The following is a 25,385-nucleotide window of genomic DNA, read 5'->3' as shown; positions in this document are numbered from 1 at the left end:
TTACCTCGGATGGCACAGAATGATTGACCGTCTCGGTCAAAGTATTACACCAATCCTTTGTTTTATAGCATCTCTTGGCAAAACAAGGCAGGTTCAACAACTAATTGTGACATAGCCTTTAAATTCATTATCTAACGAAGAAGAAAGAAATAAATATCTTATTTCATGGATTAGTTATTTTCTTGTAAGTAATAACCTTCGTAAATTGCTATCATTTAAACCTGCGTACAAAGACTCTATTACTAAATCAATTTTCAATAACAGGGGAAGTATTTTTAAACACTGTAGTGAGCATACGCTTTTTATCGGGTGCAGAACAATAGCAAAGAAAGTCACCATGCTAGAATATTTGGATGTTTTCAATCCGCCTAAAATCACCTAATAAATACGTTAAAAACTATAGTAGTTCGATTAATATACGTACACATAATTTGTTTTGGCATCACATTGAAAAGAAGCCGCCACCCGGGTGTGCCGGTCGACCCGGCGCAAGGCCATGCCCGGCTTCATGGGCATACTGGCCGATCCCATTCTGCTAGCGTGTTTCAACTACCTGCTTCTTCCTGCAAAACGCTTTTGGGTTTTAACACTTCTCTGCTCCCTCTTTCATATGATTCAAAGAGGTTTTTTATTACCCCTTAATCCATTATGCTTAATGCATGTACTAAGGAAAATTAAACAATGCCTGATCTTGAAAAACAACCGATTCCTCCTTTATCTCTTGAGGAAGCTCTTCACTATATCGAAATCATTAATAAAGCTACTGAGAAGTTTCACGGACAAATTGAGGAATTGCATAATGCTATTGGTATGCTGATGACTGGACGTTTATTTGGTTGGAGAGTTTTAGTTATTTTCCATAACAAACGTACCATACGAAAATATGAAGAAATTCTCTGTATTAATATCCGAGAAATGTTTCCTCCTGAAGGACCATTGGCCTACAAATCTATTGGATATGATGTTGCTTGCAAGCTGAGTAATTTCTGGAAAGCCGTTAGCGGCGATATAAAAATTGATAATCGCCGAGAGATAGGTAACATATAAAGGGTACTAATAACCCCTGATAGGATAATCCATACCCCTTATATTAAGGGGTATGGAAAGGCCTTCTGTAAAATTAACTCATCAAAGTAGCGCCAGTGCCAATGCGCGGGTGGGCGCGTCAGCGGCCAACGCAGCACATTGCACTGGCGCATCATCGGATGTTATTCAATTATCCGATATGGAACATGCCACCGATAACCCCCGTACGGTAATACGGGGGGAAAGTCCCTCCGAAGAAAGAAAAAAATCACAGGCAGCTTTAACCGATTGGTTGAATGTTTCGTTTCCTTTCCATCCTGATAATAACAATCCTTTAAAGTTCTTCAAATCCTTTAGTGAAGTAACTAACTTTAGATTTGGTGGTATGACAGATCAAGAGCGCGGCCTTCAAGGATGGAAAAATTCTTTCCGCTTTGATCATGGCTGTGTCATGTTTGCCTATGGCAGCCAAAATGATACTGCTTTTTTATCGTTACCTGGTGAAGGCTGCTCATTCATATCTGATTGGCAATCATTTTCTACATTTCTTAGAGATGAACTTCAAAGCAAGATTACTCGATGGGATGGTGCTGTAGATGATTTTAAAGGACTGCACTCAGTAGACCAGGCAGTTGAACTTTATAAGAGCGGAGGCTTTAAGCAAGGCGGCAGAAATCCCAATCCAAAACAGCATGGTAATTGGATCACACATGATGATCTTGGCCGTACATTTGAAGTTGGTAGACGCAAAAACGGCAAGCTCATTAGGATTTACGAAAAAGGAAAACAGTTAGGCGATTCTTCCAGTCCATGGGTTCGCTGGGAAGTAGAACTTCATTCAAAAGACCGCGTTATCCCTTGGGACGTTTTACTGCACCCAGGTGAATATGTTGCAGGTGCTTATCCTTGTATGTCATGGGTATCTGAACGCGCTTTTCGTATTCATACAATCAAAGAACAAGATCGCATTAGTTATGAACGGTTAAAGCAGGTCGCTTCAACTTCTTATGGAGCCCTGTTTAATGTCATGCTTCAGCGTGAAGGTAGTGCTGAACGTGTTGTGGCACTGCTGAAGAAGCAAGCTATACCGCAACGCCTTGCATTCACAGATAATTTTTTACGTACTCAGGGTGACTCAGATGAGCTTTGATACTGATGATCTCGACTGGGCTATGGGTGAGCTTACAAATCTATTTGCTCAGGCAAATCGTGTGGGTATTCTTCCGCATCAGCTTAATCCCGGATTATTTTCTGAAGCTTGGACTGTTCTATGTTTTCAACCGCTTGAGATTTCAACTCGCTGCCGTCAAACATTAATTTCAATGCTTACTGCCCCCTTATGGCAAGTATCCAAGGAAGGCTATATCAAGAGAAATTTTGGTTTTAATAATCCCGACACACCCATGCGCTATGAAAACACTTTCACTCACTGAAGCAGCCAATTTTCTAAAGATGCATGCAGAAGAAGTGCGGCGGCGCGCTAAATCTGGACGATTGCCTGGCGCAAAACTTGGCAAACGATGGGTATTTATTCTTGATGATCTTGTTGAATACATCAGGTCGCAGTATTCTATCCCTCGGCAAGCGTTGCGAGTGGTTACAGAAAAGGAGGTAAACATATGCCACTCTACAAGCGCGGTAATACGTGGTGGATCACGTTCACTACACCAGCAGGAGAGCGTATTAGATGCTCTGCTGGCACAGCCGACAAAACCCAGGCGCAAGAATATCACGACCAGCTGAAAGCTGAATCATGGCGTACTCAGCGTTTAGGTGAAAAGCCAAAGTATTCATGGGATGAGGCAGCCTGCAAGTTTCTACTTGAAACACAATACAAAGCCACTCATGAACGGGATAAAGAAAAATTGCGTTGGTTACAGCAATTTTTACGCAATAAACCATTGCATGAAATTAATCGGGAATTGATTGACCATATTGCACAAACCAAAGCGAATGAAACAAGCCCGTCAACTGCTAACCGTCACTTAGCACTAATACGGGCCATTCTAAGAAAAGCCTGTAATGATTGGGAATGGTTAGACAAAACACCAAAAATCAGGTTATTCCCAGAACCCAAACGTCGGGTAAGATGGTTAACACCTGAACAAGTAAAGAAATTACTTAACGAATTGCCAGAACATCAACAAGACATGATGATTTTTGCATTATCAACTGGTTTAAGGCAATCCAATGTTATTAATTTGGAATGGAACCAACTTGACCTTGATCGAAAAGCTGCATGGATTCATCCAGATCAAGCCAAGGCAAGAAAAGCAATTCATGTTCCGCTTAATTCTGTTGCGATAACGATATTACTTCGGCAAGTCGGCAAGCATCAAAGCAGGGTTTTCACATTTCGCGGAAACCCTATTGCATGGGTAAATACTCGTGCTTGGAAACAAGCATTAAAACGAGCAGGAATAGAAAACTTTAGATGGCATGACCTGCGGCATACTTGGGCAAGCTGGTTAGCTCAACAAGGTACACCCATGAATGTATTGCAGGAACTCGGCGGTTGGGAGTCGGAAGAGATGGTGAGGCGGTATGCTCATTTATCAAAACCGCAACTTATGCAGCATGCCGAGCTAGTTTCTGACATCCTTGATGACACAATTTTGTCACATCAGAAAGAAAAAAGAGGTTAGAAATTAATCTAACCTCTTGATTTATTGGTGGGTCTGGCTGGACTCGAACCAGCGACCAAGGGATTATGAGTCCCCTGCTCTAACCAACTGAGCTACAGACCCTTATTTGTACTTTAATTGTTCCCAGTATCTAGGAAACTACGTAGACGTTCAGAACGGGCAGGGTGACGCAATTTACGTAACGCTTTGGCTTCAATTTGGCGAATGCGTTCACGGGTAACGTCGAACTGTTTTCCTACTTCTTCCAGGGTATGATCGGTGTTCATTTCTATACCAAAGCGCATGCGTAACACCTTGGCCTCGCGTGGCGTTAAAGAATCCAATATATCCTTTGTTACACCGCGCAAGCTGGCATAAACGGCTGCATCGGCTGGTGCCATTGTAGCCGCATCTTCGATAAAATCGCCGAGATGTGAGTCTTCGTCGTCGCCAATAGGCGTTTCCATAGAAATAGGCTCTTTGGAAATCTTGAGAATTTTGCGAATTTTTTCTTCGGGCATTTCCATTTTTTCCGCGAGTACAGCCGGTTCTGGCTCTTGCCCGGTTTCTTGCAGTATCTGCCGTGAGATACGATTCATCTTATTGATTGTTTCAATCATATGCACCGGTATTCGTATAGTGCGCGCTTGATCTGCAATTGAGCGGGTAATTGCTTGCCGGATCCACCATGTTGCATAAGTTGAAAATTTGTAGCCACGGCGATACTCGAATTTATCCACTGCCTTCATTAAACCGATATTTCCCTCTTGGATTAAATCAAGAAATTGTAATCCACGGTTGGTATATTTCTTGGCGATTGAAATTACCAGACGTAAATTTGCTTCCGTCATTTCTCGCTTGGCACGACGAGCTTTAGCTTCACCTGTGGACATCTTACGATTGATTTCTTTCAAGTCTTTTATTGGAATACCAATCTTGCTTCTAAGTGCCAACAAATTGTGTTGCTCTTCAAGAATTGCTGGTTTGTAATGCTCGAGTGCCTGACTATAAGGTTTTCCCATATTGATTTCTTGCGTTATCCAATCAAGATTTGTTTCATTTCCGGGGAAAGTCTTGATAAAGTGATTTCTTGGCATTTTTGCTTTGGATACGCACAGATCCATTATTTTGCGTTCATAACTACGCACATCGCCGACTAATTCACGTTGAGTATCGCAAAGCTTTTCCACCATTTTTGCAGAGAAACGAATAGCCATTAACTCAGCCGAAATTTCATCTTGTAACTCAATGTATCCCTGATGATAAGATCCCTCTTTCTCAAGTAAGACTTGCATTTCGTTATGCATCTGGCGAATAATCGCAAAGCGCTCAAGTGCATCCGTTTTAAGTTTTAACAAATCAGCGCTGGCAATTGCTGCGCCATCGCTATCGTCATCCTCTTCATCATCATCGAGATCATTGGAGGCCAGCTCTTGCTCGATAGTTTCTTCAGGAAATTCTTCATTGATAATATCTTGCGCATTTGCATCTAATAATCCATCGACAACTTCATCAATGCGCATAGTCTCTTTTTCAACTTCAGTAGCCAAGTCGACTATTTTTGCAATAATCGGAGGGCAGGCTGAAATTGCTTGAATCATGTGACGCAATCCACCTTCGATGCGCTTTGCGATTTCAATTTCACTTTCGCGCGTGAGCAAACCAACTGACCCCATTTCGCGCATATACATACGCACTGGATCGGTCGTGCGCCCAAACTCGGAGTCTACTGTTGAAAGTGCGGCTTCTGCTTCTTCTGCGACATCTTCATCAGCTACAGTAGTAGCTGCATCGGACATTAGCAAAGCTTCGGCATCCGGTGCTTCATCATGCACAGATATGCCCATATCGTTAATCATGCTAATGATGCCTTCAATTTGCTCTGCATCCAGCATATCATCAGGCAAATGATCATTGATTTCCGCGTAGGTAAGATATCCGCGTTCCTTCCCTAATCCGATAAGAATTTTCAAGCGCATGCGACGCGCTTCAAGATCCTGAGGCTGTGAATTGCCACTCTGGATAATCGAAGCAGTGTTGATTTTATCGATCTGATCCTTACCCATGCTTGTTTTGTTCTTTTTTGGAGTTCTGCCTCTGGTTTTCTTGGTTTCACTCAGATCGATAGCATTTTCGTCCAATGCAACTTGATAAGTTTCAATCGCACTCGATGCAGCTTTATCAGATATTTTTGTTAGTGTTGTTTTATCTATTGCTTTTTTTGCAGTCATTTTTACTTTTTTTTCTGCCATTTCTTTATCGACATTCTCAGTTTTTTTTATGGATGATTTATTGATAACTTCATTCTTGGTATCTTTAGACTCGCCTGCTCTTGTTTTTGGCATACTGGATTCCCAATAACATGGATAATTTATAGCTGAAAGCGTAGAATTATAGCAAAATTCATTACTGCTGGCACTTACTAAACTGGTTTCATCGCATCGCTAGTTGTTGTAGTTCCCGTTTCTCATCATCAGTAAGTGTATTCAAAGACTTGCTATATAATTCTGTGATGCGTTTCTTACGCTGTACTTGCTGTAGCTTTTCTAGCGCACCTAAAAAATTTGCTTCTAAATCAATTGTGTCACTCCACTCTAAAGTTTCACTCTCGATGGTTTCAAACAATGCTCTATGTGAACTGTCTTGTAAGTAAGCAGTTATTGTTGAAGTTGGTGCTTCACTATTAATCAAGTGCGGATATTTATCAAAAAGTTCAATCAATGCTTCCAGTGCGGCGATTTCTTTTGAGTCTTCCTTTTGCCCTGAAAGCAATTTCCTATCTATCTTGTTGATATAACTCGAGTTATGCAATAGCATCATAATTAACCAGCGATAAGATGTGACTTGCTGTTTTCGTGGCGCCTTTTTTACTGTGCGTTTCTTGTAAGTTGGTTTTATTTGTAATAGTTCTTCCAGCTCAGGCTGACTAATATCACAGAGCTCTGCCAGGCGTCTCCATAATATCAACGACAGCGCCGGAGCAGTTACCTGCTGCAATAGCGGTTTGGCATCATGTATCAGTTTGGCGCGACCTTCACTGGTTTGGATGTTAATTCTTGAGCATAATTCCTTAAATAGAAAATCTGACAAGGGTACTGATTGTTTAAGTTGCTGCTCAAAGGATTCTCTTCCATTCTGTTTCACAAAGCTGTCTGGGTCTGTACCGTCAGGTAGAAAAAGAAAGTTCAGAAACTTGCCGTCTGAAAGCAGCGCAAGACTGTTCTCAAGGGCTCGCCAAGCTGCTTTTCTGCCCGCTTTGTCGCCGTCGAAACTGAAAATGATTTGATCAGTCTGGCGCAATAGCTTTTGCAGATGAACGCTGGTTGTGGTCGTGCCCAAAGAAGCTACTGCATAATCAATCCCATGCTGCGCAAGCGATATGACATCCATGTATCCTTCTACAACGAGCACACAATTTGCTTCGCGAATAGCGCGACGCGCAGAAAATAAATTGTATAATTCGCGCCCTTTCTCAAATAAAATCGTTTCCGGAGAATTCAGATACTTGGGTTCTTCGTCGTCTAATACCCGTCCGCCAAAACCAATGATCTGACCCTTTTGATTAAGAATTGGGAACATAATGCGATTTCTGAATCTATCGTATTGCTTACCTTCATCGCCAACGATGACTAATCCAGCCTGCACTAATAAATTACGAGTTTTTTCAGATTTATAATCTGAAAAAACTGTTTCCAGGTTTTGCCAGCCAGTTGGTGCGTAACCAATAGCAAATCGTGCAGCTGCTTTACCCGACAAGTCACGCTTTTTAAGATAAGCAATCGCTTTTTCGGAATTTTTTAATTGCTCCCGATAGAAGCGGGTGGCAACTTGCATTACATTTAAAAGATCTTGAAGAGATATTGCTGGATTGCTAATGTGATAGTCTTTTGCGAAATAATTCTCTAAATCAGCCGGAACGGCCGAGTTGTGAGGTGCGTCGGTTTGCTGAATTGGCACTTGCATTCCAACATAAGCTGCTAAATCACGTATCGCTTCAACAAAGCTCAATCCATTGTATTCCATTAGAAAATTGATTGCATTGCCATGTGCGCCGCAACCAAAGCAATGGTAAAACTGTTTAGATTGGCTGACAGTAAATGAAGGGGTTTTTTCATTATGAAACGGACAACATGCAACGAAGTTAGCGCCGGCTTTTTTAAGTGACACATGGCGATCAACCGTATCAACAATATCAGCCCGATTGAGCAAGTCATGGATGAAAGTTTGTGGAATCATTTATTCAAAACAATAATACATCCCGCAAGCAAGTAAAAGAAATTATCGCAACTGAAGTTGCAAAAAATACAACCCTTAAATGGATAATATTAGGTCGACATTTTTTCTTTAATCAATATTGACACTTTGGACATATCTGCTCGTCCGACAAGCTTTGGTTTTAGTATCGCCATTACCTTTCCCATATTCTGCATGCTTACTGCGCCGACTTCTGTTATTGCTTCGGAGATTAAGGTATTAATTTCAGAATCATCAAAGGGTTTTGGCATATATACACTTAGGATCGAGATCTCGTCCTTTTCGTTATTGGCAAGATCAAATCTCTGCGCTGCTTCGTACTGAGCAATTGAATCTTTCCGCTGCTTGAGCATTTTTTCGATAACAGCTATGACTGCTGCGTCGTCAAGTGTTATACGCTCATCAACTTCCCGTTGTTTAATGGCGGCTTGCAATAAACGGATAGTGTCGCGCTGCTTAGTATTGCCTGCTCGCATCGCAATCTTCATGTCTTCAGTAATCTTCTGTTTTAAATCAGTAGGCATCATGGGTGATCCTAATATTCTATATTCAAAGACAGCTGAAAATGGCGCTCAACCACTCTCAATTCTGGCAGTCAGACAATGATGACTTAATAAAGTTTTGGTGGTAGCAATTGACTACGCAAACGCTTGTAGTTACGCTTTACTGCTGCTGCAAGTTTACGTTTCCGCTCAGCTGTTGGTTTTTCATAAAACTCACGAGCACGTAATTCTGTTAGTATTCCTGTTTTTTCGATAGAACGTTTAAAGCGTCGCATTGCAACTTCAAATGGCTCATTTTCCTTAACTTTAATAGTCGTCATAAATAGGCGTAACCTCTTGGTTAGTTGATAAGTAATAAATTTGTTCTTTACCCATTATGGGCATAACAAAAGCCCTCAATTATAACACCAAGAAATTTATTGCAAAAGAAAAATCTATGTATCTGTAAGCAATAAAGCGTGATAATTACTCGCGCTAGTTACTGTTTTAATCTGATTCATGATATTTGGAGTCACTCAAGCCAACATGAGGTTTGATTGCAAATCGGAATCGTGAATTTACATGATAAGATTTATGTTATTTCTGTGTGCGTTGCATTTCAGAGCCACCCTATGCTTTGAAGCAACTTTATGGCGGTGTTGCTTCGGATGTGAATTTGATCACATCGTTGGCTTTCTGATTTTATGACGTTCTGTCAGAAAAATTACGTTGAAGCCCAACGGCAGAACATTGTCACCAAGTCATCTGCTGGTCACGAAGAACTGCTGAAGATATTCAGTGGCAATATCAAGCGAATACTGCCGATAATGCTAAAAAATCTTACAATTAAAAGGAGAGTTTTGGTGAGATCAATTTCCAAATTTGCTTTAGTGGTTTCTCTGTCTTTTCTTTTTTCGCCTCAAGTCATGGCAGATGAAGAAATAACTGGAAATTCATATTTTAACAAAGCCGGCCTGAAGCTTTTCTCTGGTATAGCAAATGTAGCTACCGGATGGATAGAATTGCCGAAGAATATCCATTTGACTGGACAAAAAGATACACCGGCTTCTGGCTTGACTATTGTTACTCTGGGGGTATTTCAGGGCGCCTGGTATGCCATTAATCGCACAGGATGCGGCGTACTGGACCTCGTGACTTTCATGATCCCAACCAATCCATTGGTTGATCCCATTTTTGTTTGGAATGATTTCTTGCGAGAAACAGAGTTTAAGGGATATCAATTTAATTGATAGCGGTCATGGATTCGATATCCGCCCTCTGCAACTATTTATCCTGCCAGTTCATTTTTTGTTAAAGAGCATTTATATATCAATAGGATGGTTGCCAAGTTAAATCACTCTCGGCAAAGCAGAGAGCTTATGTTTGTTAACCCCTCAAAAGGGCGAAAGCTGGTGCTGTCGAACAGCAGCAGCATGGTATCCAGTTAGAGCCGGTCATAACGTTCGCTCTCCTTCTCTTGATTCATGGAGGCCCCGGTCACACCTATCCGGGATATTTCATCTCCATAAAGTAAAATTATTACTGATCGAGATCAGAATCCTATGCCGACATAACCGCCGACAGTCAAACCGCCAAATTTCGCGCCATCCAGAGAACCGGCGGTCAACTGATAGCGTGCATCCGCGCCAATGAAGAAATCTCTCCAGATGTTATATTCAACTCCGCCTGCAAACATAATCCCGGGATCAATATAGGTAATAGACTCGGATGGCGGGCTGATGACGTGTATCGCTAAGCCGGCAGGAATAATCCAGGGTCTGATTTTATACTCCGCAAAATGATTGAATTTAATTTTAGGTGATGCAGTCAGGGTGAATTGGTTGACTGTCACACCCCGAGGATTGTATGCGCCACCCGCCAGTTGCGTAGGTTCATTTGCCAGCACATTGCCTTGAACGCCATGTCCATACTGTAGATATTCAAACATCAGTTCCGCATGGATTTCTGTTTTTGGTATATAACCCCAAGTGTCTCTAGTTAATTGAAAGTCAAATCCAGCGCCGGTATACCATGCGTGCCGGTCTGCTTGTTCTTGTGCGCCAATCGGTGCAACACGGCTTTCCAAAGATACACCATTACGATGTTGATCACTTCTGCCATAGCCACCACGGAAAAACAGCATGATTTTTTTATTGCTCATACCCTCGACACTAGCCTTTTCTCTGGCGGCCCTGGCTTCCTCAATCTGCTCAACTTTCTGCGTGGTTACAGCCGATTCTGCCTTCACTCGATTCAATTCGTTGTGCATTTCTTGCGTCCGGGCCGACTCAGCTTTAATCCTATTCAATTCATCTTGAATTTGTTGCAGGGTGCTTTCCAGTTGTTGAATGCGTTGAGCTGTCGCATCCTGGGCATATGCCTGTGATACGGTCATAACACTTAAACATGTGCCAATAATGATTCTTAAAACCAAGTTTCTTTTTGATGGGTAGTTCATATTTACTCCCTTATTATTTAAATTGTGTGCATTCTCGAGGAATTCTTGATAACTGGAATTGATGGTTTCTGATATTCCTTGTAAATCATGTGGATGGATTATTCAGAGAGATCAAACCAATCTATTCGAAGCCGGAAAAAGTGACGCAGAAACCCCTGCCGCAAAATATGCGGCATTAACCGGCATTCAGAGAGTTTTCTACCCGAGGAACAGAACAATAAGCCTGTAGGGGTTATTGCTCCTTTGGCTAAAGTGCCAGGAAAACGCTCAATTGGTTGATGACTATTTTCTCAATTCGACAAGCTCAATCGGGGCAGAATTAAACTTGATTGCTTATCATGAGCTTATCGACGTATTGGATTAGTAATGGTCTAACTCAATACACTGACATCGTCCCAGCTAATTTGATCAGACGCGACGCCAACCAGCGTGACTGATGCGGTAGAACCAAAATCCACTATGAAATCTTGATCATCATCACTACGGTGAATATTAGTGACAAAGCTTTCTAGATGTTCTCTTGAAACAAGGCCCAGCCCGGTATCAAATATAATGAATTTATCTTCGCTGGAGTTAAAGTCTCCGATTCGTAAATGTGCAGCCTCGCGAATCACAAAATCATCCGCACCTTGCCCGCCATGGCAATCTTCGCCACCGCGTACTCCAATTCGATCATCGCCGTCAGATGGAGAATAAACGAGTCGATCTGTAATTTTAAACCCGGCTCCTGGAGAGCTAGGAGACCATTCTTCAGAAACACGATGATAGATACCATCGCCATCTGCATCAGAATAGCGTGTGATTTCTGTGCCGGAAGGTTCTTCATCAGCACGAATTACGTCACCCGCATCCGTCACAGAATAGACTTCAGTGCCATCATCATCGATGGGCTTAAGTTCCGGCACACCTTTTTTAATCTCAAATACTTCAACGACTTCATTATTTTCGTTAATGGTGAACTGGTAGCCTTTGTGGTCTCCACTGCCAGGGCGATCATCAATATTGCCATCATCATCATCCGTGCTGTTAGAATCAGAGATAGCTTTGTAGGATCCATCACCCTCGGGGTCAGAATAGACAGTGATTTCCGGTCCGTTAGACGATTGTTTGGTATGGGTGATTTGAGTGCCATCGATAACAAAAGAATCTCTGTTGTCGATAGATTCTTGCTGAGTTATTCCATTTTCAACTTCGAAATAGGCTGTCACAACTCCGTTTTCAATAGTGAATGTAAAATGTTTGTTGCTGCTAGATGAATCATCGTGTCCTGAGCTCATTTTGGATCTCCTAAAAAATCAATTAAGTCAATGTGACAGATAGTATTTAATAGGGCAAGGCGATATCAAATACTATCTGTGGTTGTCATTTATCCATTGAACTAGTTATATTAAAAGTGCAATTATTCAATCGGATTGCGTTGAGCTGGGGTCAACTGACTACTCCATGATGTAGGTAGATTCTGCACCCAGCCGTTATACACTACCGGGATCGGCAGTATGCCTTGCCCGCCCATGCCTGGATTCCCTTTTATTGCGTCATCCTTCTGTGTAGTGCTCGCGGCAAATAATCCTACCGTACCAACAATTTTTGCATCTGATGGATCACCATCATTGTTGGGATCAGGATCCACGATCAGCATTCTGTTGGAAAACTTGCTGGAAACATACGCATAGTAACCGCCACCTTGTTTGGCTCCATATTGTACGCCGTGACAGCCTGGATCACAGGGCAGCATCGCAACCAATTTATCGGTATTCGTGTTGACAATGGTTATCGTGCCTGAGAGCGTATTAGCGGTTACCATATTTTTACCATCAGGGGAAACCGGGGTTTGAATCGGTAATGCGCCTATTGGGCCGGTAATGGTTCCTGCAACCGGGTCATAATTTTTGATCAGGTTAATGTGTTTCATAACTTTGTGAGTATCCATGTTCACAACCGCGATCGTACTATCGAGCAGGTTAGCCACGTAATATTTGCTGGCATCGGGCATCATGCCCGTTGCTATAGGATGACCGAAAGGGCTACCGACCGGCAGAATGGCCTCAATAGCATCGGTATGAAAATTGTATTGTGTCGAATCTCCTGAAAAGACATTGGGCGTTACCATAGTTTTGCCATCATGACTCATCCAGTGCGCATGTGCATTACCGCGTCCAATATCTACTCGGCGCAGCACTTTGGTTCCTAGAGGAGCTAGTTCCATTACTGAATCCTTGCGTGTGTCGCCATTATTTGTAACGTGAAGACGATCAGAATCCGTCAGTGTCATCACATGTGCAGGAGATTCACCTACGGATACATTACGTATGAGTGCGCCTGTTTTGCGATCATAAACAGTCAGTTTACTGTCAAACCATTGAGTAGCATAAATCACACGTTGATTTTTGTCCGTCCACATGTTGTGTGCATTATTCATTTCAATAGAGGGCAGCGCTACTTTGCGGGTCACTTGCCAGGAAGATCCATCAATTGCTGATATTGTGCCGGGTTTTTCTTTGCCGCGAGTGGTTTCAAATTGTGTGGCTACCCAAATTTCACCGACTGCGGGTGTTCTTGGTTTTTTCAGTGCTGTCAGTGCAATATCGTTTCCATAGCGTGCATTCAGGACGTCTGGTAGATTAACAACGCCAATATCTACGCGTACATCAACATTCGGATAGGTAATATGCCACGGTTTATTGCTTGCGTAGTTTTGCCAGTTAGCTGGGTTGGTGGCAATAAAGAAAGTCCGTAAGAGCCGTGTCGCCAGGTCGCTGCTGGATGGGACGGTAATGCCATTAATCAGACTGATTGAAGAACCTAAATCCAATCCGTCAGTTTTAGGATCATCGACAATCACAGCGCCAAACATGTAGGGATGAACGCTACAGGTGAAAACATACAAACCGGGTGTTGTCAGCGTCACATCATCTCCGCCTTTTCTCGGCTCCGTATTGAAAGGCATATTAGCGGCGCCCGTCGGATAAATTAAACTGGTTCGGGTATGCACCGTATTGGAATTGCCCGAGAACTTCACGCGCACGCCTGGGGAGGCTATGGCAATTGAACGATTCCCTGCGACAGACGTGCCCGTATCAAACCATCGCCCGGGGTTATCCGTTAGCTCAAATTTGACTTCGTTATCACCCGCAGAGACGCTGCCTACTGATAACATGAGCAGTGCTGAGGAATAGATCCCCAAATTGACTGCTTGCTTTAAAAATTTTTTATTAAACATTGAATGTTCTCCTTGGAGCAATAAAAATAATGGTTTTTTGTTATTTTTTCACTCAGCTCCGCCTTTGATAGACGCCGCTGAGCTTTACTATTTTATATTATTTCGTGTTGCCATGACCTCCGTGAACATGGTCGTTTTTCCAGAGCAATTTTCCGATTCGTCTGGCTTCGCGATCATCGTCATTTTGCCCGCTAAGCGCGGTGGGTGAGGCGGTATCTTTACTGTTTTCTGAATGCACAGTTCTGCTGGAATCATCCGTACCGCGCTCATATCGAATCTGGTCTGTCGGATTGTTCATTGTGTTCGAGTATCCAAGGTAATCATTTACAGTTTTTCCGGCAGAAAAAGATGTAGATGCAAATCCCATGGTGAACATTAGAATTGTGATAATTGAGAGTCTCTTCATGATACTTCTCCTTGATTTGAATTGATGCAGCATCAGTAATGTGTCCTGATGTGCGTGTGATATTGTTCATCACACAGGATCGACTATACGTGGGATATTTTCCCATGTCAATAATATTGTGTGATTATTTCCCACGATATGTTAAAATGCCTTGTATTCATCAACTTTGTAGCTCATTTATTCGCGGATTAGCTTTTTATGCACAGTAGTCAAACACCTAACTCAACACTTTCGCCAGCGCTCGTTGTTGCGCTCCGGCGCGTGCTTCGTCCAATAATCAGGTTAATGCTGTCAAAAGGTATTACTTATCCTTTTTTGTTGGAATTACTGAAAGAATTGTTTATAGAAATCGCAGATAAAGATTTTAAGATTGAGGGAAAATCTTCGACAGACAGTCATTTAAGTTTGCTAACAGGTATTCATCGTAAAGATATCAGACGATTGCGACATGAAAATCATTCCGATGCTGAGGCGATTCCTCAAGCAGTTTCATTGGGTGCTCGATTGGTGAGTCTTTGGACCAGTGACGCGCGTTATCTAGATGAAAATAATCAACCTAAGCCATTGCCTAGATTTATTAAAGAAGGTGGTGAAATTTCTTTTGAGAAACTCGTTGCAAATGTGAGCTGTGATATCCGTTCGCGAGTTGTGCTTGATGAATGGTTGAGACTCGGGGTGGCGCATTTTGATGATCAGAAGCGAGTGTGCCTCAATACGTCGGCATTTGTTCCGGCATACGGCTTTGAGGAAAAAGTGTATTACTTCGGTCATAACTTGCATGATCATGCCGCTGCCGCGACCAATAATTTATTAGGGGAAAAACAGCCTTTCTTTGAACGAAGTGTTTCTTATGATGAATTAACTGCTGATTCGGTGCAGAAGTTGGCCGAAAAATCTACCTATCTTGGAATGGAGTCACTGCTTGCGATTAACAAAGACGCGATGGAACTTGAAAAAAATGATGCACCAAGAAGCGAATCGCGTTATCGCATGACATTCGGCATTTATTATTATAGTGAGCCGGTTGATTCGGAAGAATCAACAAAAGCAGATAGCAATGATACACTGAGCTGAACCATTCAGGACGTTTGTAAAGCGAAATGACAAAAACTTCATTAGCCGCCCTATACCGTTACGGCACATATATTTTGGGTGTCATCGCTCTGATGTTTTTCTATTCCGCCAGTGTCCTCGCTAAGAACAATTGCGATGTCAGTGCTTCCCTGATCAATCCTATACTGCAACCTCAATCTGGAATCGGCGGCACTGGTACGCCATTAGTGGAATCGGGTGTGGGTGGTGCAGGTGTGCGCGATGGGGGAATGGGTGGTACCGGTGTTTTGGGAGGCGGCATTGGCGGGACTGGTGCGCCATTAGCCGAATCAGGAGTGGGCGGTACCGGTGTTCAGGAAGAAGGCGGTATTGGAGGAACTGGGCTTGTTGCTGAAGATGGGGGGCTCGGAGGAACGGGAATTATTGGTATTATCACCGGATTTGCAAGTATTTGTGTCAATGGCATTGAGGTTCACTATGACAGCAATACTCCTATTTCTATTGATGGGCGCCCTTCAACAGCACGTGATCTTGCGGTAGGACAAGTTGTTGCCGCGCGTGCGCTAGGCGCTGGCCACGAATTGATGGCTCGGAACATTGCGGTAGTGCATGCGGCGATTGGGCCGATTAGCAATATTAATTCAGAAACCGGGGAAATGCGTGTATTAGATCAAACTGTGCAGATTGGAAAATCTGTGGATCATGACTATGTTTCAAGTATGAAAGCAGGCGATTGGGTGCAAGTCAGTGGTCACAGACAATCCAATGGTGCGATTATAGCATCACGAATCGAAACCATACCGCCGCATGCGCAAGCCAAAATAAATGGTCATATCACTCAAATTGACACACATGGTTTTGTGGTTAATGGCACGCGCGTTCAGCATGATGCTAAATCATCGCTAACGGATATTTCTCAAGGCATGGAAATCGAGGTTACGGGGCAATGGGATGGCATCCATTTGCACGCCCAGCAAATCCAGGTCGAGCCGATGTCCCGGAGTATTGGAAATGTAGAACATCTTGTGATTGAAGGGTATATCCATGCCCTGGGTGGCAAGGAATTAAACGTAAGCAACCGGATAATTATCATTGATCCCGATACGCAGTTAGCGGGAACAACGAGGAATGACCTCAAGTTGGATCAGCGTGTACTCATTAGCGGTAGGCTTGGTGCGGATCAGCGGATTATTTCAGAACGTATTGAAGTAAGAAACATACTGCCGCTTCAGATACAGGAAGGAAACGATAGGGCTTTTATTGATAACAGCGGCAAAGGTGAAAACAATACGAGCAACAAATCGGAAGTTAAGCCTTCCCAGAGCGGTAAAGATAGTCAAGGTCACGGCAGTGGGCATGATGGCGGCAATCAGAATCCGAGCGATTTAAAAAAAGGACGTGACCTTGACTCAGGCAATAATCAGTCATCCGGCAAGGATTCGCGTATGGATCATTCATCCCGTGTTGAAGACGAAAAAAAGAGTGATCATTCCGGTTCTACAAGACAGGATCCTATAGAGAAATCATTCGATATGCGCGATAACGATGTATTGAATCGCAAGTCCATAATCCAAGAGAATCCAAGAGAATCCGGCTCAGATGTGCGGGATAGGCCAAGTGATCATAAAGATAGTGTGCGTGATACTGACACCCCAGATAGGGCGCGCGATCATGCAGAACGTTATGACAAGGATTTAATCATTGACAGACACGAGAGGCCGGACGAATTTGATTCTGGTCTGCGTGATCGGATTGGCGATCATAGAGAAAGCACGCGAGATGTTGATATCCCAGACCGGGCTGGTGATCATAGAGAAAGCATACGTGATATTGATGTTCCAGATAGAATTCGCGATTAACTTATTTAGTTTTCAAGAAGCAATAAATGAAATATGGACGTGATTTATTTTCCTATTTTAAAATTTGCCTTGAAAAGATAAAAGTAGAATAAGTGGTCATTCTGACTATAAAAGAAAATGCACCCTATCGGGGGTCAGCATTAATTAACTAAGACATGGGCCGTAGTTTATTAATTCGCGCAATCGCATCGGACGATTACGCAGATTATGTTCACACGAAAAAGGCTCTCATGCACTTATCCCTTTCTTTCAAACAAAAAAGCTTAGCATTATTGTTATTAGTGCTTGGTATCAATTGCCCCGTCGTTTTTGCCAATAGATTAAGCTTCAGTGCTGCAACTGACTTCACCACGGGTAAATACGGGGGGAGTACTGCAACTGATATCTGGTATGTTCCTTTTACGGCCCGCTACGACAAGGATCGAGCATCTTTCAGGGTGATTGTTCCTTATCTTAATATCACTGGTCCGGGTAATGTGCTTGGTCCGGGAATTGGTGGTGTCGTGGATGGCGGAGGCCCCATTATCGGAGGAATTTCTGGCGGTAGCAGTTCAGGCAGTGGTGGCGTTATTGTTGTCTGTGATGAGGATACACAGAATTGCTCAGGTGAGAATCCAGGTCGCGAGGAAAGCAATTCAGGTTCTGGTGGGGGCAATGGCAACGGTGGAAGTGATGGTGACGACAATAGTGGAAGTGGCGGTGGAGATGGAGGTGACGACAATAGCGGGAGCGGCGGCGGTGGTGGGGATGACGACAATAGTGGCAGTGGAGGGGGCGGAGGTGACGACAATGGCGGAAACGGAGGTGGTGGCGATGAAGATGACGATTCAGATGATGCGATAAATAGTGTCAGGTTAGGCAAAACTATCGCTTCCGGACTTATTGGGGGTATTCCGCTGGGCGGATCATCGTTTAACAGAACAACGCAATCGGGATTGGGCGATATCGTTGCCGCATTCAGTTACAATTTGATTGATCATGCACCAACTGGCATTGCTTTTGATATTACCACTCGGATAAAAATACCGACTGCCAGCGCCAAGCAGAATATGGGAAGTGGTCAAGTCGATTATGCTATTCAAGGTGATTTGTTTAAAACAATTTCCAAGTTCACATTGAGCGCAACGTTTGGTTACAGAATATTGGGTAACCCATCCGGGATTACTTTTCATAACGTGCTCTATGGTGCAACCGGTGCTGGGTATCAATTATCTCCTAGTGTCACCATGGGGGCAAATTACACTATGGGGCAATCTCCCGTGCGCTTGGAAGACAGCAGGGATCTAACGCTATATTTTTCGCAACGGGTTTCCAATAACTTCAGACTGAATGCCTACGGGATAAGAGGGTTCTCCGATCGCAGCCCTGATTGGGGAGGTGGCATCAATTTGCGCTATGTTTTTTAGAAAAAACTTGAAGTTCTTCTCGAATTAAATTCAATGTAGGTGCCCCTTGGTTAGGGACTTTTTCCTGGAGCACCGTTATTTCTCCGCTTTGCGTTTTGCCAGCAAGCAAATAAGGTCGCTTGCAATATGAGCAGCAGCAAGTGCCGTGATCTGACTATGGTCGTATGCGGGCGCTACTTCAACAATATCCATGCCGATCAGATTAATTCCGCTAAAACCCCGAATGATGCTCAATGTCTGAGCAGTGGATAGACCGCCGCAAACCGGCGTGCCGGTTCCGGGAGCAAAAGCAGGGTCGAGACAATCGATATCAAATGTGAAATAGGCTGGGCGGTCGCCGACAATGCGCTCAACTTCCGTAACTACAGCGTCAGTTCCATGACGATGTACCCAAGTGGCATCGAGAATGTGTATGCCCATAAAATCATCGTTCCAGGTACGAATGCCAATTTGCACGGAATGCTTGGAATCGATCAATCCATCATTCATCGCCTTATAGAACATTGAGCCGTGATTCAGAGAATCGGGTGAATCGTCTGGCCAAGTATCGCTATGCGCATCAAAATGGATTAGTGCAAGTGGTTTCCCAAACTTTTCGGCATGTGCTTTCAATAACGGGTAAGTAATATAGTGATCGCCGCCAAAAGTTAGCATGCGCGCACCTGATGCCAGAATATGGCGAGCATGCTCGATAATTGTTTGATGGATCGATAATGGATTGTGTACGTCGAGAAAACAATCGCCAAAATCTATGACTGTCAGATTCTCAAATGGATCAAAGCCCCATGGGTAAGGTTTCGTCGAAGCAACCTCCGCCGATGCAAGGCGAATTGCTTGTGGTCCGAAACGAGCGCCAGAACGATAGGTTACGGCCAAATCGAATGGAATCCCGCTGACGACCAAATCAGCGCCGCCAATTTCCTTGCTATATTTGCGCCGCATAAAAGATGAGATGCCGGAAAAAGTGGGCTCGCGCTGCATTCCATAAGGATTTTTGCGTACCGCGGCACCATTGATCTTGATGTGGTTTTCGTTCGTCATAGTTAAAGACCCTTTTTGTCGAATGTAGTCATATCGTTTTTAGCGATCATTTACTGCTGTAAACACAAGCAATAATATGTTGCTGATTATTGCAGATTCAAGTATTGTCGGTTAATTAACACAGACAGCAATACAACAGATCTTGGCAGATTGATATAGTTATAATCTGTACCTTATAAAATTAAATCTGGTTTAAAGTACTATGCAACATTCAGTGAATTGCAGGCAAGTGAGTGTGATGGTATTGATCGCTGGACTGATCAGCGGTTGTGCTTCGATGTTTTCCGGCAATCTGCCGCACTCTTCAGATATTTCTGGCCAACGCGCACCCAATCTTGCCGCGCCATACAATAAACCTTATAAGGTACGTGGCGTTACTTATCATCCCATTCGGTCATCGGTTGGATACAGGGAAGTTGGTCACGCATCCTGGTATGGCTCAGAATCCGGTAACCGTACGGCGATGGGGGTGCGGTTTGTTCCGCACGGCCTAACTGCTGCTCATAGAACACTTCCTTTGCCATCCAGAGTCAGGGTTACTAATCTAAAAAACGGCCGTCATGTTGATGTGCTGGTTAATGATCGGGGACCTTTTAAGCAAGGCAGGATCATTGATCTTTCGCAGGGTGCCGCGAAGAAGATTGGCCTGCACGGTGTGGATAGAGTGAAAGTCGAATATCTCAGCGATAAAATCAGCCGGAAGTAAGCAGTAGTGCAGAATCGCTACAATGCGGCATCCTATTTCCTTGCAAAACGGTGTATCAATCTATAATTGATATATCATTACTCATTTCAAGGGCAAGTTAAGTCATAGAGAATGATCGAATCCGGTGAAATAAAGCTATTTGCAAGACGATAAGGATGACTACACGAAACATTCCAGTTGACCGTACAACCGCTATGCTGTCTGTGATCAAGGAATTTCGATGTCTTTCGCCGCAAGATATCGAAATGGTTGCGGCTGTTTGTCAGTGGCATCGATATGAGGCGGGAAATGAGATTGTGCGCTATCACGATCATACCAACAGTGCTTTCTTTATTATACAGGGTGAAATCCGTGTCATGTATCACAGCTTATCGGGGCAGGAAGTTATCTTGTGCGATTTGCCAACGGGTGAAATGTTTGGTGAATTGACAGCAATTGATGGTCATCCCCGTTCGGCTACCGCAATTGCGAGGGGCAGTGTATTGTTGGCATCAATGCCTGCATCCGATTTCCAGGATCTGGTTTATGGCAATCGCCAGATCGCAGAGATCATTCTAAAACGCCTAACCGGGCAAGTGCGTCGCCTGACCGAACGTGTCTATGACTATAGTACGTTGGCGGTACGTAACCGTATACAGGTAGAATTGTTGCGCTTGGCAAGAAATCACAAGGTCTCTGCAAATGTTGCGGTTATTTCTCCGGCACCGACTCAAACCGAAATCGCTAATCTGGTTAGCACGCACCGGGAAGCCGTATCACGCGAACTGAACATGTTAATCAGAAGTAAACTGATATTGCGTCAAGGGCATGATTTGCATGTGCTGGATATTGCAAAGCTCACTGAGATGGTCAATGAGGCACGTGGCAGCTTTTGACGAATTCTTGCAGTATAAATCCTAATCACAAACCCTGATTATTTTGTTAAGCTGCATGTAAATGTGGCAAACTTCGTGGTTAAACTTATAACGGGTACTATTATTCGTGTCTCCCTATGAACTTTTCATTGGCTTGCGCTATACGCGCGCCAAAAAACGCAATCATTTCATTTCATTTATTTCTTTAATTTCCCTGATGGGTATCACGCTGGGGATGACGGCGTTGATTACCGTAATGTCGGTAATGAACGGTTTCCAGAAAGAAGTGCGTTCACGAATTTTGGGTGTTGCTTCGCATGTCCAGATTGGTAGTTTTCAAGGTAACTTGAGTCATTGGCAGCAAACGGCAGAAGAAGCAGCCAAGCATCCAGCAGTGGAAGCCGCTGCACCCTATGTCAGTGCGCAAGGCATGCTGTCACATAATCAAGTAGTGCAGGGTGTTCTAGTGCGCGGCATATTGCCAGCAATGGAGGATCATGTGGCTGATTTTTCCAAAACAATGGTAAGTGGTGAGTTGAGTCATCTAGTGCCGGGGGAATTCGGCATCGTGATCGGTATGGAATTGGCGCGTACGATGGGCACCTTCATCGGCGATAAAATTGTGCTGATCTCACCACAAGGGCAAGTCACGCCTGCGGGTATTCTGCCGCGCTTAAAACAATTTACTGTGGTTGGAATCTTTGAGGTAGGGCATTTTGAATATGATTCCGGATTAGTTTTGATTCACATGTTCGATGCGCAAAAACTGTACCGTATGGAGAACGATGAGGTATCCGGCGTGCGTTTGAAACTGAAGGATTTGTTTCAAGCACCCCAAGTGGTACAAGAGTTACCTGCGATGTTGACGATTGATAGCTATATCAGCGACTGGACCAGACAGCATGCCAATTATTTCCGCGCGATCCAAATTGAAAAGCGCATGTTGTCGTTAATTCTGGCATTAATCATCGCGGTCGCAGCGTTCAATATTGTTTCCACATTAGTGATGGCGGTGACTGATAAAGAATCTGATATCGCGATCTTACGCACACTCGGCGCAAGCCCACGCAGCATTATGAAGATATTTATCGTCCAGGGAACATTTATTGGGGTCTTTGGTACTGTCCTGGGTGTGGCCGGTGGTATGCTGTTAGCTTATAATGTGGGCGAAGTGGTCGCATTTATTGAAGGTTTGTTTAATGTTCAATTCCTGTCGCGGGAAATTTACTACATCAGTACGATTCCAACTGATCCGCAGATGACGGATATAACAACCGTCGCCGTAACCTCATTCGTTCTCAGTTTGCTGGCAACGATTTACCCCAGTTATCGCGCATCCAAAGTGAACCCGGCGGAGGCATTGCGCTATGAATGATGTAGTTCTTTCCTGCCGCAATCTGGTCAAGCAGTTTTCGCAAGGAGAATTAGCCGTTCCGGTATTAAAAGGGGTTAATCTGGATTTGGTCAAAGGAGAAATGCTGGCGATTGTCGGTGCGTCAGGATCTGGTAAAAGCACTTTGCTGCATGTGCTTGGCGGGTTGGATGCGCCGACCAGCGGGAGCATTCAGATTCTCGGACAAGATATCGCCCGGATTAACGAAGAGGAACGATGCCGGTTACGCAACGGCTCGCTTGGTTTTGTCTATCAATTTCATCATTTGCTGATGGAGTTCAGTGCCTTGGAGAATGTGGCGATGCCACTGCTGATTCGTCGCTTGCCGAGTCAGGAAGCCTATGATCGCGCAGCTGAAATGTTACAGCTGGTCGGTTTGAGTCATCGCTTGACACATACACCCGGTGAATTATCCGGCGGTGAGCGCCAACGTGCCGCTGTTGCGCGTGCCTTGGTTACGCAGCCAGCTTGTATTCTGGCTGATGAACCTACAGGAAATCTTGACCGGAAAACAGCTGAGCATGTATTTGAATTGATGTTGGAGTTGAATCGTAAAATCAATGCCAGCCTGATCATCGTCACCCATGATACAAGTCTGGCCAATCGCGCGCAGCGCATCCAGCAACTGATTGATGGAGTTTTATGCGATGTACCGAATGTCTGATATCTATGTAAGCGAATCATTATTTTCTGATCCTTTCTCATAATCGGCTTATGCGTACTTTATTCACGTATATTATGGTTTTTCCCCGGCGCAGTGCATTTGTTCTGTTCGCACTATTGATTGCGGGTATCGCTGAAGGATTGAGTCTAACCGCATTGTTGCCCTTGTTATCGATAGCTGTTGGCGATTCGGGTGGATCAGGCTCCGGAATCGGTCAATTCATGGAAACAGCACTGCAAGATATCGGTATTGAACCCACGTTGGATACGATTCTGATCATTATCGTCGGCGGCATGTTTTTCAAGGGATTGGTGCTGTTGCTGGCGAATCGCCAAGTAGGCTACACTGTTGCGCATGTCGCCACAGCGTTACGATTGGATCTGATTGAAGCTTTGTTAGCCAGTCGCTGGGCGTATTATTTGCGGCAACCTGTCGGATCTCTAGCAAACTCAATTGCAACCGAAGCCTACCGTGCTGCGAATGGCTTTGAGCACAGTGTGAACGTTCTGGCACTGGCCATTCAAGTGATGGTATATGCAATTGTAGCGCTATTCATCTCATGGGAAGCGACGCTGGCTTCATTAGTCATCGGTTTGTTTTTATTGATTGCGTTGAATCGCTTAGTCAGTGCAACCCGTCGGGCGGGCACGAAACAAACCCATTTGTTACGCAACCTGCTTACGTATTTGTCCGATGTACTCAGCTCAGTGAAATCGCTAAAAGCCATGGCGCGCGATAATGTGGCCGACGCCATTTTACATGAACAGACGCAACATCTGGAAAAAGCGACGCGTAAGGAGGTCATGAATCGAGCAGCTCTGACCGCATTGCAGGAACCTATTCTTGCTGCATTGACTGCTAGCGGTTTGTACATTGCGCTGGTGATGTGGGAATTATCGCTACCGGAAGTGATGTTGATGGTGTTTTTGCTGACCCGCATTTTGGGATTATTGAATAAGACACAACGCAGACATCAGCAACTCGCAGCGCAAGAGAGTGCTTACTGGGCACTACGCAAAGCAGCTGAAACTGCACGTGCAGCGGCAGAAAGATCGACCGGGACAATACAACCTACACTGCAGAAAGGAATTGCCTTGCAGCATGTGAAATTTCATTATGGACAGAAAACCATTTTCGAAGATTTGAATATTGAAATACCAGTCAACTCATTTACGGCGGTTATGGGACCATCTGGTGCCGGTAAAAGCACTTTGCTGGATTTGTTATGTGGATTGACCGAACCACAATCCGGTGAAGTTCTAATTGACAATACGTCTTTGCATGATATTAATCTGCGTCAATGGCGTCACATGATTGGCTATGTCTCGCAAGATACGATCTTATTGCACGATACTGTCATGAATAACATTCTGGTTGGAGAACCCACATTGACAGTTGATGACGCAGAGCAGGCGCTCCGTCAGGCTGGCGCTTGGGATTTTGTTAACGCATTGCCGGAAGGGTTGCAAACGGTTGTCGGTGAGCGTGGCGGCTTACTTTCCGGAGGACAGCGGCAACGTGTCGCGATTGCGCGAGCGTTGGCGCATAGCCCGTCTTTCCTAATTCTTGATGAACCTACCAGTGCATTAGACCCAGAAAGCGAACGCACTATCTGCGAGACGTTACAGAGACTGGCTAAGAGTCTGACCATTATTGCTGTTTCGCATCAGCCAGCGGTTATTAACGCAGCGGATCGAGTTTTTATACTTTCGAATGGAGTGGCAGAGCCGTTATCGCATGGACCGCAAGGTCATTAGGGTGCAGCAATGAAATCTATACGATCAAAACCTGATTCAGGTAATAAACAATTCCGTGGCAAGGCCATGGAGTATTAGAAGAACTCTGGATAAGGCAGTGAAGAACATAACATTGATAGTCCCAGCCAAGCGCATTGTCATAAGAATTGCCATGATCTGGTTATCACTGAATTCGTTTTTTT

At 44.1% G+C, this 25,385-nt stretch carries 24 protein-coding genes, 1 tRNA gene and 1 pseudogene; 15 read left to right on the top strand and 11 right to left on the bottom strand.

Annotated elements, in window-relative coordinates; translation table 11 throughout:
• Nucleotides 1-115, top strand: a pseudogene (locus Q0C11_RS06830) (IS1595 family transposase); the annotation flags it as partial.
• A 296-nt stretch (nt 116-411) separates the two neighbouring features.
• Here Q0C11_RS06830 and Q0C11_RS06825 read toward each other — a convergent pair.
• Nucleotides 412-549, bottom strand: a complete 138-nt coding sequence (locus tag Q0C11_RS06825; RefSeq protein WP_293006813.1) for a hypothetical protein — start codon at nt 547-549, stop codon at nt 412-414.
• A gap of 132 nt (nt 550-681) precedes the next feature.
• Here Q0C11_RS06825 and Q0C11_RS06820 point away from each other — a divergent pair, with 132 nt between their 5' ends.
• From Q0C11_RS06820 to Q0C11_RS06800, 5 genes are read left to right on the top strand one after another with little or no spacing between them, the layout of a single operon-like run.
• Complete coding sequence (locus Q0C11_RS06820; protein WP_293006812.1) at nt 682-1,047, top strand: hypothetical protein; 366 nt, start codon at nt 682-684, stop codon at nt 1,045-1,047.
• A 52-nt stretch (nt 1,048-1,099) separates the two neighbouring features.
• On the top strand, nt 1,100-2,176 hold the full coding sequence (locus Q0C11_RS06815; protein ID WP_293006811.1) for a replication initiation factor domain-containing protein: 1,077 nt from the start codon (nt 1,100-1,102) through the stop codon (nt 2,174-2,176).
• Nucleotides 2,166-2,459, top strand: a complete 294-nt coding sequence (locus Q0C11_RS06810; protein WP_293006810.1) for a hypothetical protein — start codon at nt 2,166-2,168, stop codon at nt 2,457-2,459. Before Q0C11_RS06815 ends, Q0C11_RS06810 begins: the two co-directional genes overlap by 11 nt.
• Nucleotides 2,437-2,769 (top strand): helix-turn-helix domain-containing protein, encoded by a 333-nt coding sequence (locus Q0C11_RS06805; protein ID WP_367273739.1) that lies wholly within the window; start codon nt 2,437-2,439, stop codon nt 2,767-2,769. The genes Q0C11_RS06810 and Q0C11_RS06805 overlap by 23 nt, the downstream gene beginning before the upstream one ends.
• Nucleotides 2,679-3,671, top strand: coding sequence for a site-specific integrase (locus tag Q0C11_RS06800; protein ID WP_293006815.1), 993 nt, complete (start codon nt 2,679-2,681; stop codon nt 3,669-3,671). The genes Q0C11_RS06805 and Q0C11_RS06800 overlap by 91 nt, the downstream gene beginning before the upstream one ends.
• A 25-nt stretch (nt 3,672-3,696) precedes the next feature.
• Here the strand turns inward: Q0C11_RS06800 and Q0C11_RS06795 are convergent.
• From Q0C11_RS06795 to rpsU, 5 genes are all read right to left on the bottom strand, one after another.
• Nucleotides 3,697-3,773, bottom strand: a tRNA-Ile gene (locus Q0C11_RS06795).
• Nucleotides 3,774-3,784: 11 nt separating this feature from the next.
• Nucleotides 3,785-5,995, bottom strand: a complete 2,211-nt coding sequence (gene rpoD, locus Q0C11_RS06790) for an RNA polymerase sigma factor RpoD (RefSeq protein WP_293006809.1) — start codon at nt 5,993-5,995, stop codon at nt 3,785-3,787.
• A gap of 88 nt (nt 5,996-6,083) precedes the next feature.
• Nucleotides 6,084-7,886, bottom strand: a complete 1,803-nt coding sequence (gene dnaG / locus Q0C11_RS06785; RefSeq protein WP_293006808.1) for a DNA primase — start codon at nt 7,884-7,886, stop codon at nt 6,084-6,086.
• Nucleotides 7,887-7,975: 89 nt separating this feature from the next.
• Entirely contained in the window at nt 7,976-8,428 is a 453-nt protein-coding gene (locus Q0C11_RS06780) for a GatB/YqeY domain-containing protein (RefSeq protein WP_293006814.1), read from the bottom strand.
• Between the two features lie 86 nt (nt 8,429-8,514).
• Complete coding sequence (rpsU, locus tag Q0C11_RS06775) at nt 8,515-8,727, bottom strand: 30S ribosomal protein S21 (RefSeq protein ID WP_013648785.1); 213 nt, start codon at nt 8,725-8,727, stop codon at nt 8,515-8,517.
• Nucleotides 8,728-9,249: 522 nt separating this feature from the next.
• On the opposite strand from rpsU, the gene Q0C11_RS06770 reads away from it, so the two are divergent.
• Entirely contained in the window at nt 9,250-9,636 is a 387-nt protein-coding gene (locus Q0C11_RS06770; protein ID WP_293006807.1) for an exosortase system-associated protein, TIGR04073 family, read from the top strand.
• Between the two features lie 302 nt (nt 9,637-9,938).
• On the opposite strand, the gene Q0C11_RS06765 is transcribed toward Q0C11_RS06770, so the two are convergent.
• From Q0C11_RS06765 to Q0C11_RS06750, 4 genes are all read right to left on the bottom strand, one after another.
• A complete protein-coding gene (locus Q0C11_RS06765; RefSeq protein ID WP_293006806.1) occupies nt 9,939-10,844 on the bottom strand; it encodes a porin family protein in 906 nt (301 codons plus the stop codon).
• Nucleotides 10,845-11,215: 371 nt separating this feature from the next.
• A complete protein-coding gene (locus Q0C11_RS06760) occupies nt 11,216-12,121 on the bottom strand; it encodes a hypothetical protein (RefSeq protein ID WP_293006805.1) in 906 nt (301 codons plus the stop codon).
• 122 nt (nt 12,122-12,243) lie between these two features.
• Nucleotides 12,244-14,064 (bottom strand): copper oxidase, encoded by a 1,821-nt coding sequence (locus Q0C11_RS06755; RefSeq protein ID WP_293006804.1) that lies wholly within the window; start codon nt 14,062-14,064, stop codon nt 12,244-12,246.
• 97 nt (nt 14,065-14,161) lie between these two features.
• Complete coding sequence (locus Q0C11_RS06750) at nt 14,162-14,470, bottom strand: hypothetical protein (RefSeq protein ID WP_293006803.1); 309 nt, start codon at nt 14,468-14,470, stop codon at nt 14,162-14,164.
• A gap of 198 nt (nt 14,471-14,668) precedes the next feature.
• Between Q0C11_RS06750 and Q0C11_RS06745 the strand changes: the two genes are divergently transcribed.
• The 3 genes from Q0C11_RS06745 to Q0C11_RS06735 all read left to right on the top strand — a co-directional run bounded on the left by Q0C11_RS06745 (nt 14,669) and on the right by Q0C11_RS06735 (nt 18,788).
• Nucleotides 14,669-15,544: a DUF6502 family protein gene (locus tag Q0C11_RS06745; RefSeq protein WP_293006802.1), complete on the top strand. Its 876-nt coding sequence runs from the start codon at nt 14,669-14,671 to the stop codon at nt 15,542-15,544.
• A gap of 26 nt (nt 15,545-15,570) precedes the next feature.
• A complete protein-coding gene (locus tag Q0C11_RS06740) occupies nt 15,571-17,382 on the top strand; it encodes a DUF5666 domain-containing protein (protein WP_293006801.1) in 1,812 nt (603 codons plus the stop codon).
• 230 nt (nt 17,383-17,612) lie between these two features.
• Nucleotides 17,613-18,788, top strand: coding sequence for a hypothetical protein (locus Q0C11_RS06735; protein WP_293006800.1), 1,176 nt, complete (start codon nt 17,613-17,615; stop codon nt 18,786-18,788).
• Between the two features lie 75 nt (nt 18,789-18,863).
• Here Q0C11_RS06735 and speB read toward each other — a convergent pair whose 3' ends face one another.
• On the bottom strand, nt 18,864-19,829 hold the full coding sequence (gene speB, locus Q0C11_RS06730; RefSeq protein ID WP_293006799.1) for an agmatinase: 966 nt from the start codon (nt 19,827-19,829) through the stop codon (nt 18,864-18,866).
• A 202-nt stretch (nt 19,830-20,031) separates the two neighbouring features.
• Between speB and Q0C11_RS06725 the strand changes: the two genes are divergently transcribed.
• From Q0C11_RS06725 to Q0C11_RS06705, 5 genes are all read left to right on the top strand, one after another.
• A complete protein-coding gene (locus Q0C11_RS06725; RefSeq protein ID WP_293006798.1) occupies nt 20,032-20,535 on the top strand; it encodes a septal ring lytic transglycosylase RlpA family protein in 504 nt (167 codons plus the stop codon).
• Between the two features lie 155 nt (nt 20,536-20,690).
• Entirely contained in the window at nt 20,691-21,410 is a 720-nt protein-coding gene (locus Q0C11_RS06720; RefSeq protein ID WP_293006797.1) for a Crp/Fnr family transcriptional regulator, read from the top strand.
• A gap of 106 nt (nt 21,411-21,516) precedes the next feature.
• Nucleotides 21,517-22,764 carry a lipoprotein-releasing ABC transporter permease subunit gene (locus tag Q0C11_RS06715; protein ID WP_293006796.1) on the top strand — a complete coding sequence of 416 codons (1,248 nt, stop codon included), beginning with the start codon at nt 21,517-21,519 and terminating at the stop codon, nt 22,762-22,764.
• Nucleotides 22,757-23,446 carry a lipoprotein-releasing ABC transporter ATP-binding protein LolD gene (lolD, locus tag Q0C11_RS06710; protein ID WP_293006795.1) on the top strand — a complete coding sequence of 230 codons (690 nt, stop codon included), beginning with the start codon at nt 22,757-22,759 and terminating at the stop codon, nt 23,444-23,446. The genes Q0C11_RS06715 and lolD overlap by 8 nt, the downstream gene beginning before the upstream one ends.
• Nucleotides 23,447-23,496: 50 nt before the next feature.
• Nucleotides 23,497-25,203 (top strand): ABC transporter ATP-binding protein, encoded by a 1,707-nt coding sequence (locus Q0C11_RS06705; RefSeq protein WP_293006794.1) that lies wholly within the window; start codon nt 23,497-23,499, stop codon nt 25,201-25,203.
• The last annotated feature ends 182 nt before the right edge of the window (nt 25,204-25,385 follow it).

This window comes from Nitrosomonas sp. (assembly GCF_022842015.1).
Classification (GTDB): domain Bacteria; phylum Pseudomonadota; class Gammaproteobacteria; order Burkholderiales; family Nitrosomonadaceae; genus Nitrosomonas.
Note: the sequence above shows the minus strand (reverse complement) of the source record. Positions and strands in the feature narration are given on the sequence as shown.

What these genes read in the sequence shown, in the direction of transcription:
- Q0C11_RS06780 (WP_293006814.1), bottom strand. Translation starts at nt 8,428, where the DNA reads ATGCCTACTGATTTAAAACAGAAGATTACTGAAGACATGAAGATTGCG.
- Q0C11_RS06705 (WP_293006794.1), top strand. Translation starts at nt 23,497, where the DNA reads ATGCGTACTTTATTCACGTATATTATGGTTTTTCCCCGGCGCAGTGCA.
- dnaG (WP_293006808.1), bottom strand. Translation starts at nt 7,886, where the DNA reads ATGATTCCACAAACTTTCATCCATGACTTGCTCAATCGGGCTGATATT.
- rpsU (WP_013648785.1), bottom strand. Translation starts at nt 8,727, where the DNA reads ATGACGACTATTAAAGTTAAGGAAAATGAGCCATTTGAAGTTGCAATG.
- Q0C11_RS06810 (WP_293006810.1), top strand. Translation starts at nt 2,166, where the DNA reads ATGAGCTTTGATACTGATGATCTCGACTGGGCTATGGGTGAGCTTACA.
- Q0C11_RS06740 (WP_293006801.1), top strand. Translation starts at nt 15,571, where the DNA reads ATGACAAAAACTTCATTAGCCGCCCTATACCGTTACGGCACATATATT.
- Q0C11_RS06755 (WP_293006804.1), bottom strand. Translation starts at nt 14,064, where the DNA reads ATGTTTAATAAAAAATTTTTAAAGCAAGCAGTCAATTTGGGGATCTAT.
- speB (WP_293006799.1), bottom strand. Translation starts at nt 19,829, where the DNA reads ATGACGAACGAAAACCACATCAAGATCAATGGTGCCGCGGTACGCAAA.
- Q0C11_RS06765 (WP_293006806.1), bottom strand. Translation starts at nt 10,844, where the DNA reads ATGAACTACCCATCAAAAAGAAACTTGGTTTTAAGAATCATTATTGGC.
- lolD (WP_293006795.1), top strand. Translation starts at nt 22,757, where the DNA reads ATGAATGATGTAGTTCTTTCCTGCCGCAATCTGGTCAAGCAGTTTTCG.
- Q0C11_RS06750 (WP_293006803.1), bottom strand. Translation starts at nt 14,470, where the DNA reads ATGAAGAGACTCTCAATTATCACAATTCTAATGTTCACCATGGGATTT.
- Q0C11_RS06735 (WP_293006800.1), top strand. Translation starts at nt 17,613, where the DNA reads ATGCACTTATCCCTTTCTTTCAAACAAAAAAGCTTAGCATTATTGTTA.
- Q0C11_RS06820 (WP_293006812.1), top strand. Translation starts at nt 682, where the DNA reads ATGCCTGATCTTGAAAAACAACCGATTCCTCCTTTATCTCTTGAGGAA.
- Q0C11_RS06725 (WP_293006798.1), top strand. Translation starts at nt 20,032, where the DNA reads ATGCAACATTCAGTGAATTGCAGGCAAGTGAGTGTGATGGTATTGATC.
- Q0C11_RS06745 (WP_293006802.1), top strand. Translation starts at nt 14,669, where the DNA reads ATGCACAGTAGTCAAACACCTAACTCAACACTTTCGCCAGCGCTCGTT.
- Q0C11_RS06815 (WP_293006811.1), top strand. Translation starts at nt 1,100, where the DNA reads ATGGAAAGGCCTTCTGTAAAATTAACTCATCAAAGTAGCGCCAGTGCC.
- Q0C11_RS06720 (WP_293006797.1), top strand. Translation starts at nt 20,691, where the DNA reads ATGACTACACGAAACATTCCAGTTGACCGTACAACCGCTATGCTGTCT.
- rpoD (WP_293006809.1), bottom strand. Translation starts at nt 5,995, where the DNA reads ATGCCAAAAACAAGAGCAGGCGAGTCTAAAGATACCAAGAATGAAGTT.
- Q0C11_RS06760 (WP_293006805.1), bottom strand. Translation starts at nt 12,121, where the DNA reads ATGAGCTCAGGACACGATGATTCATCTAGCAGCAACAAACATTTTACA.
- Q0C11_RS06805 (WP_367273739.1), top strand. Translation starts at nt 2,437, where the DNA reads ATGAAAACACTTTCACTCACTGAAGCAGCCAATTTTCTAAAGATGCAT.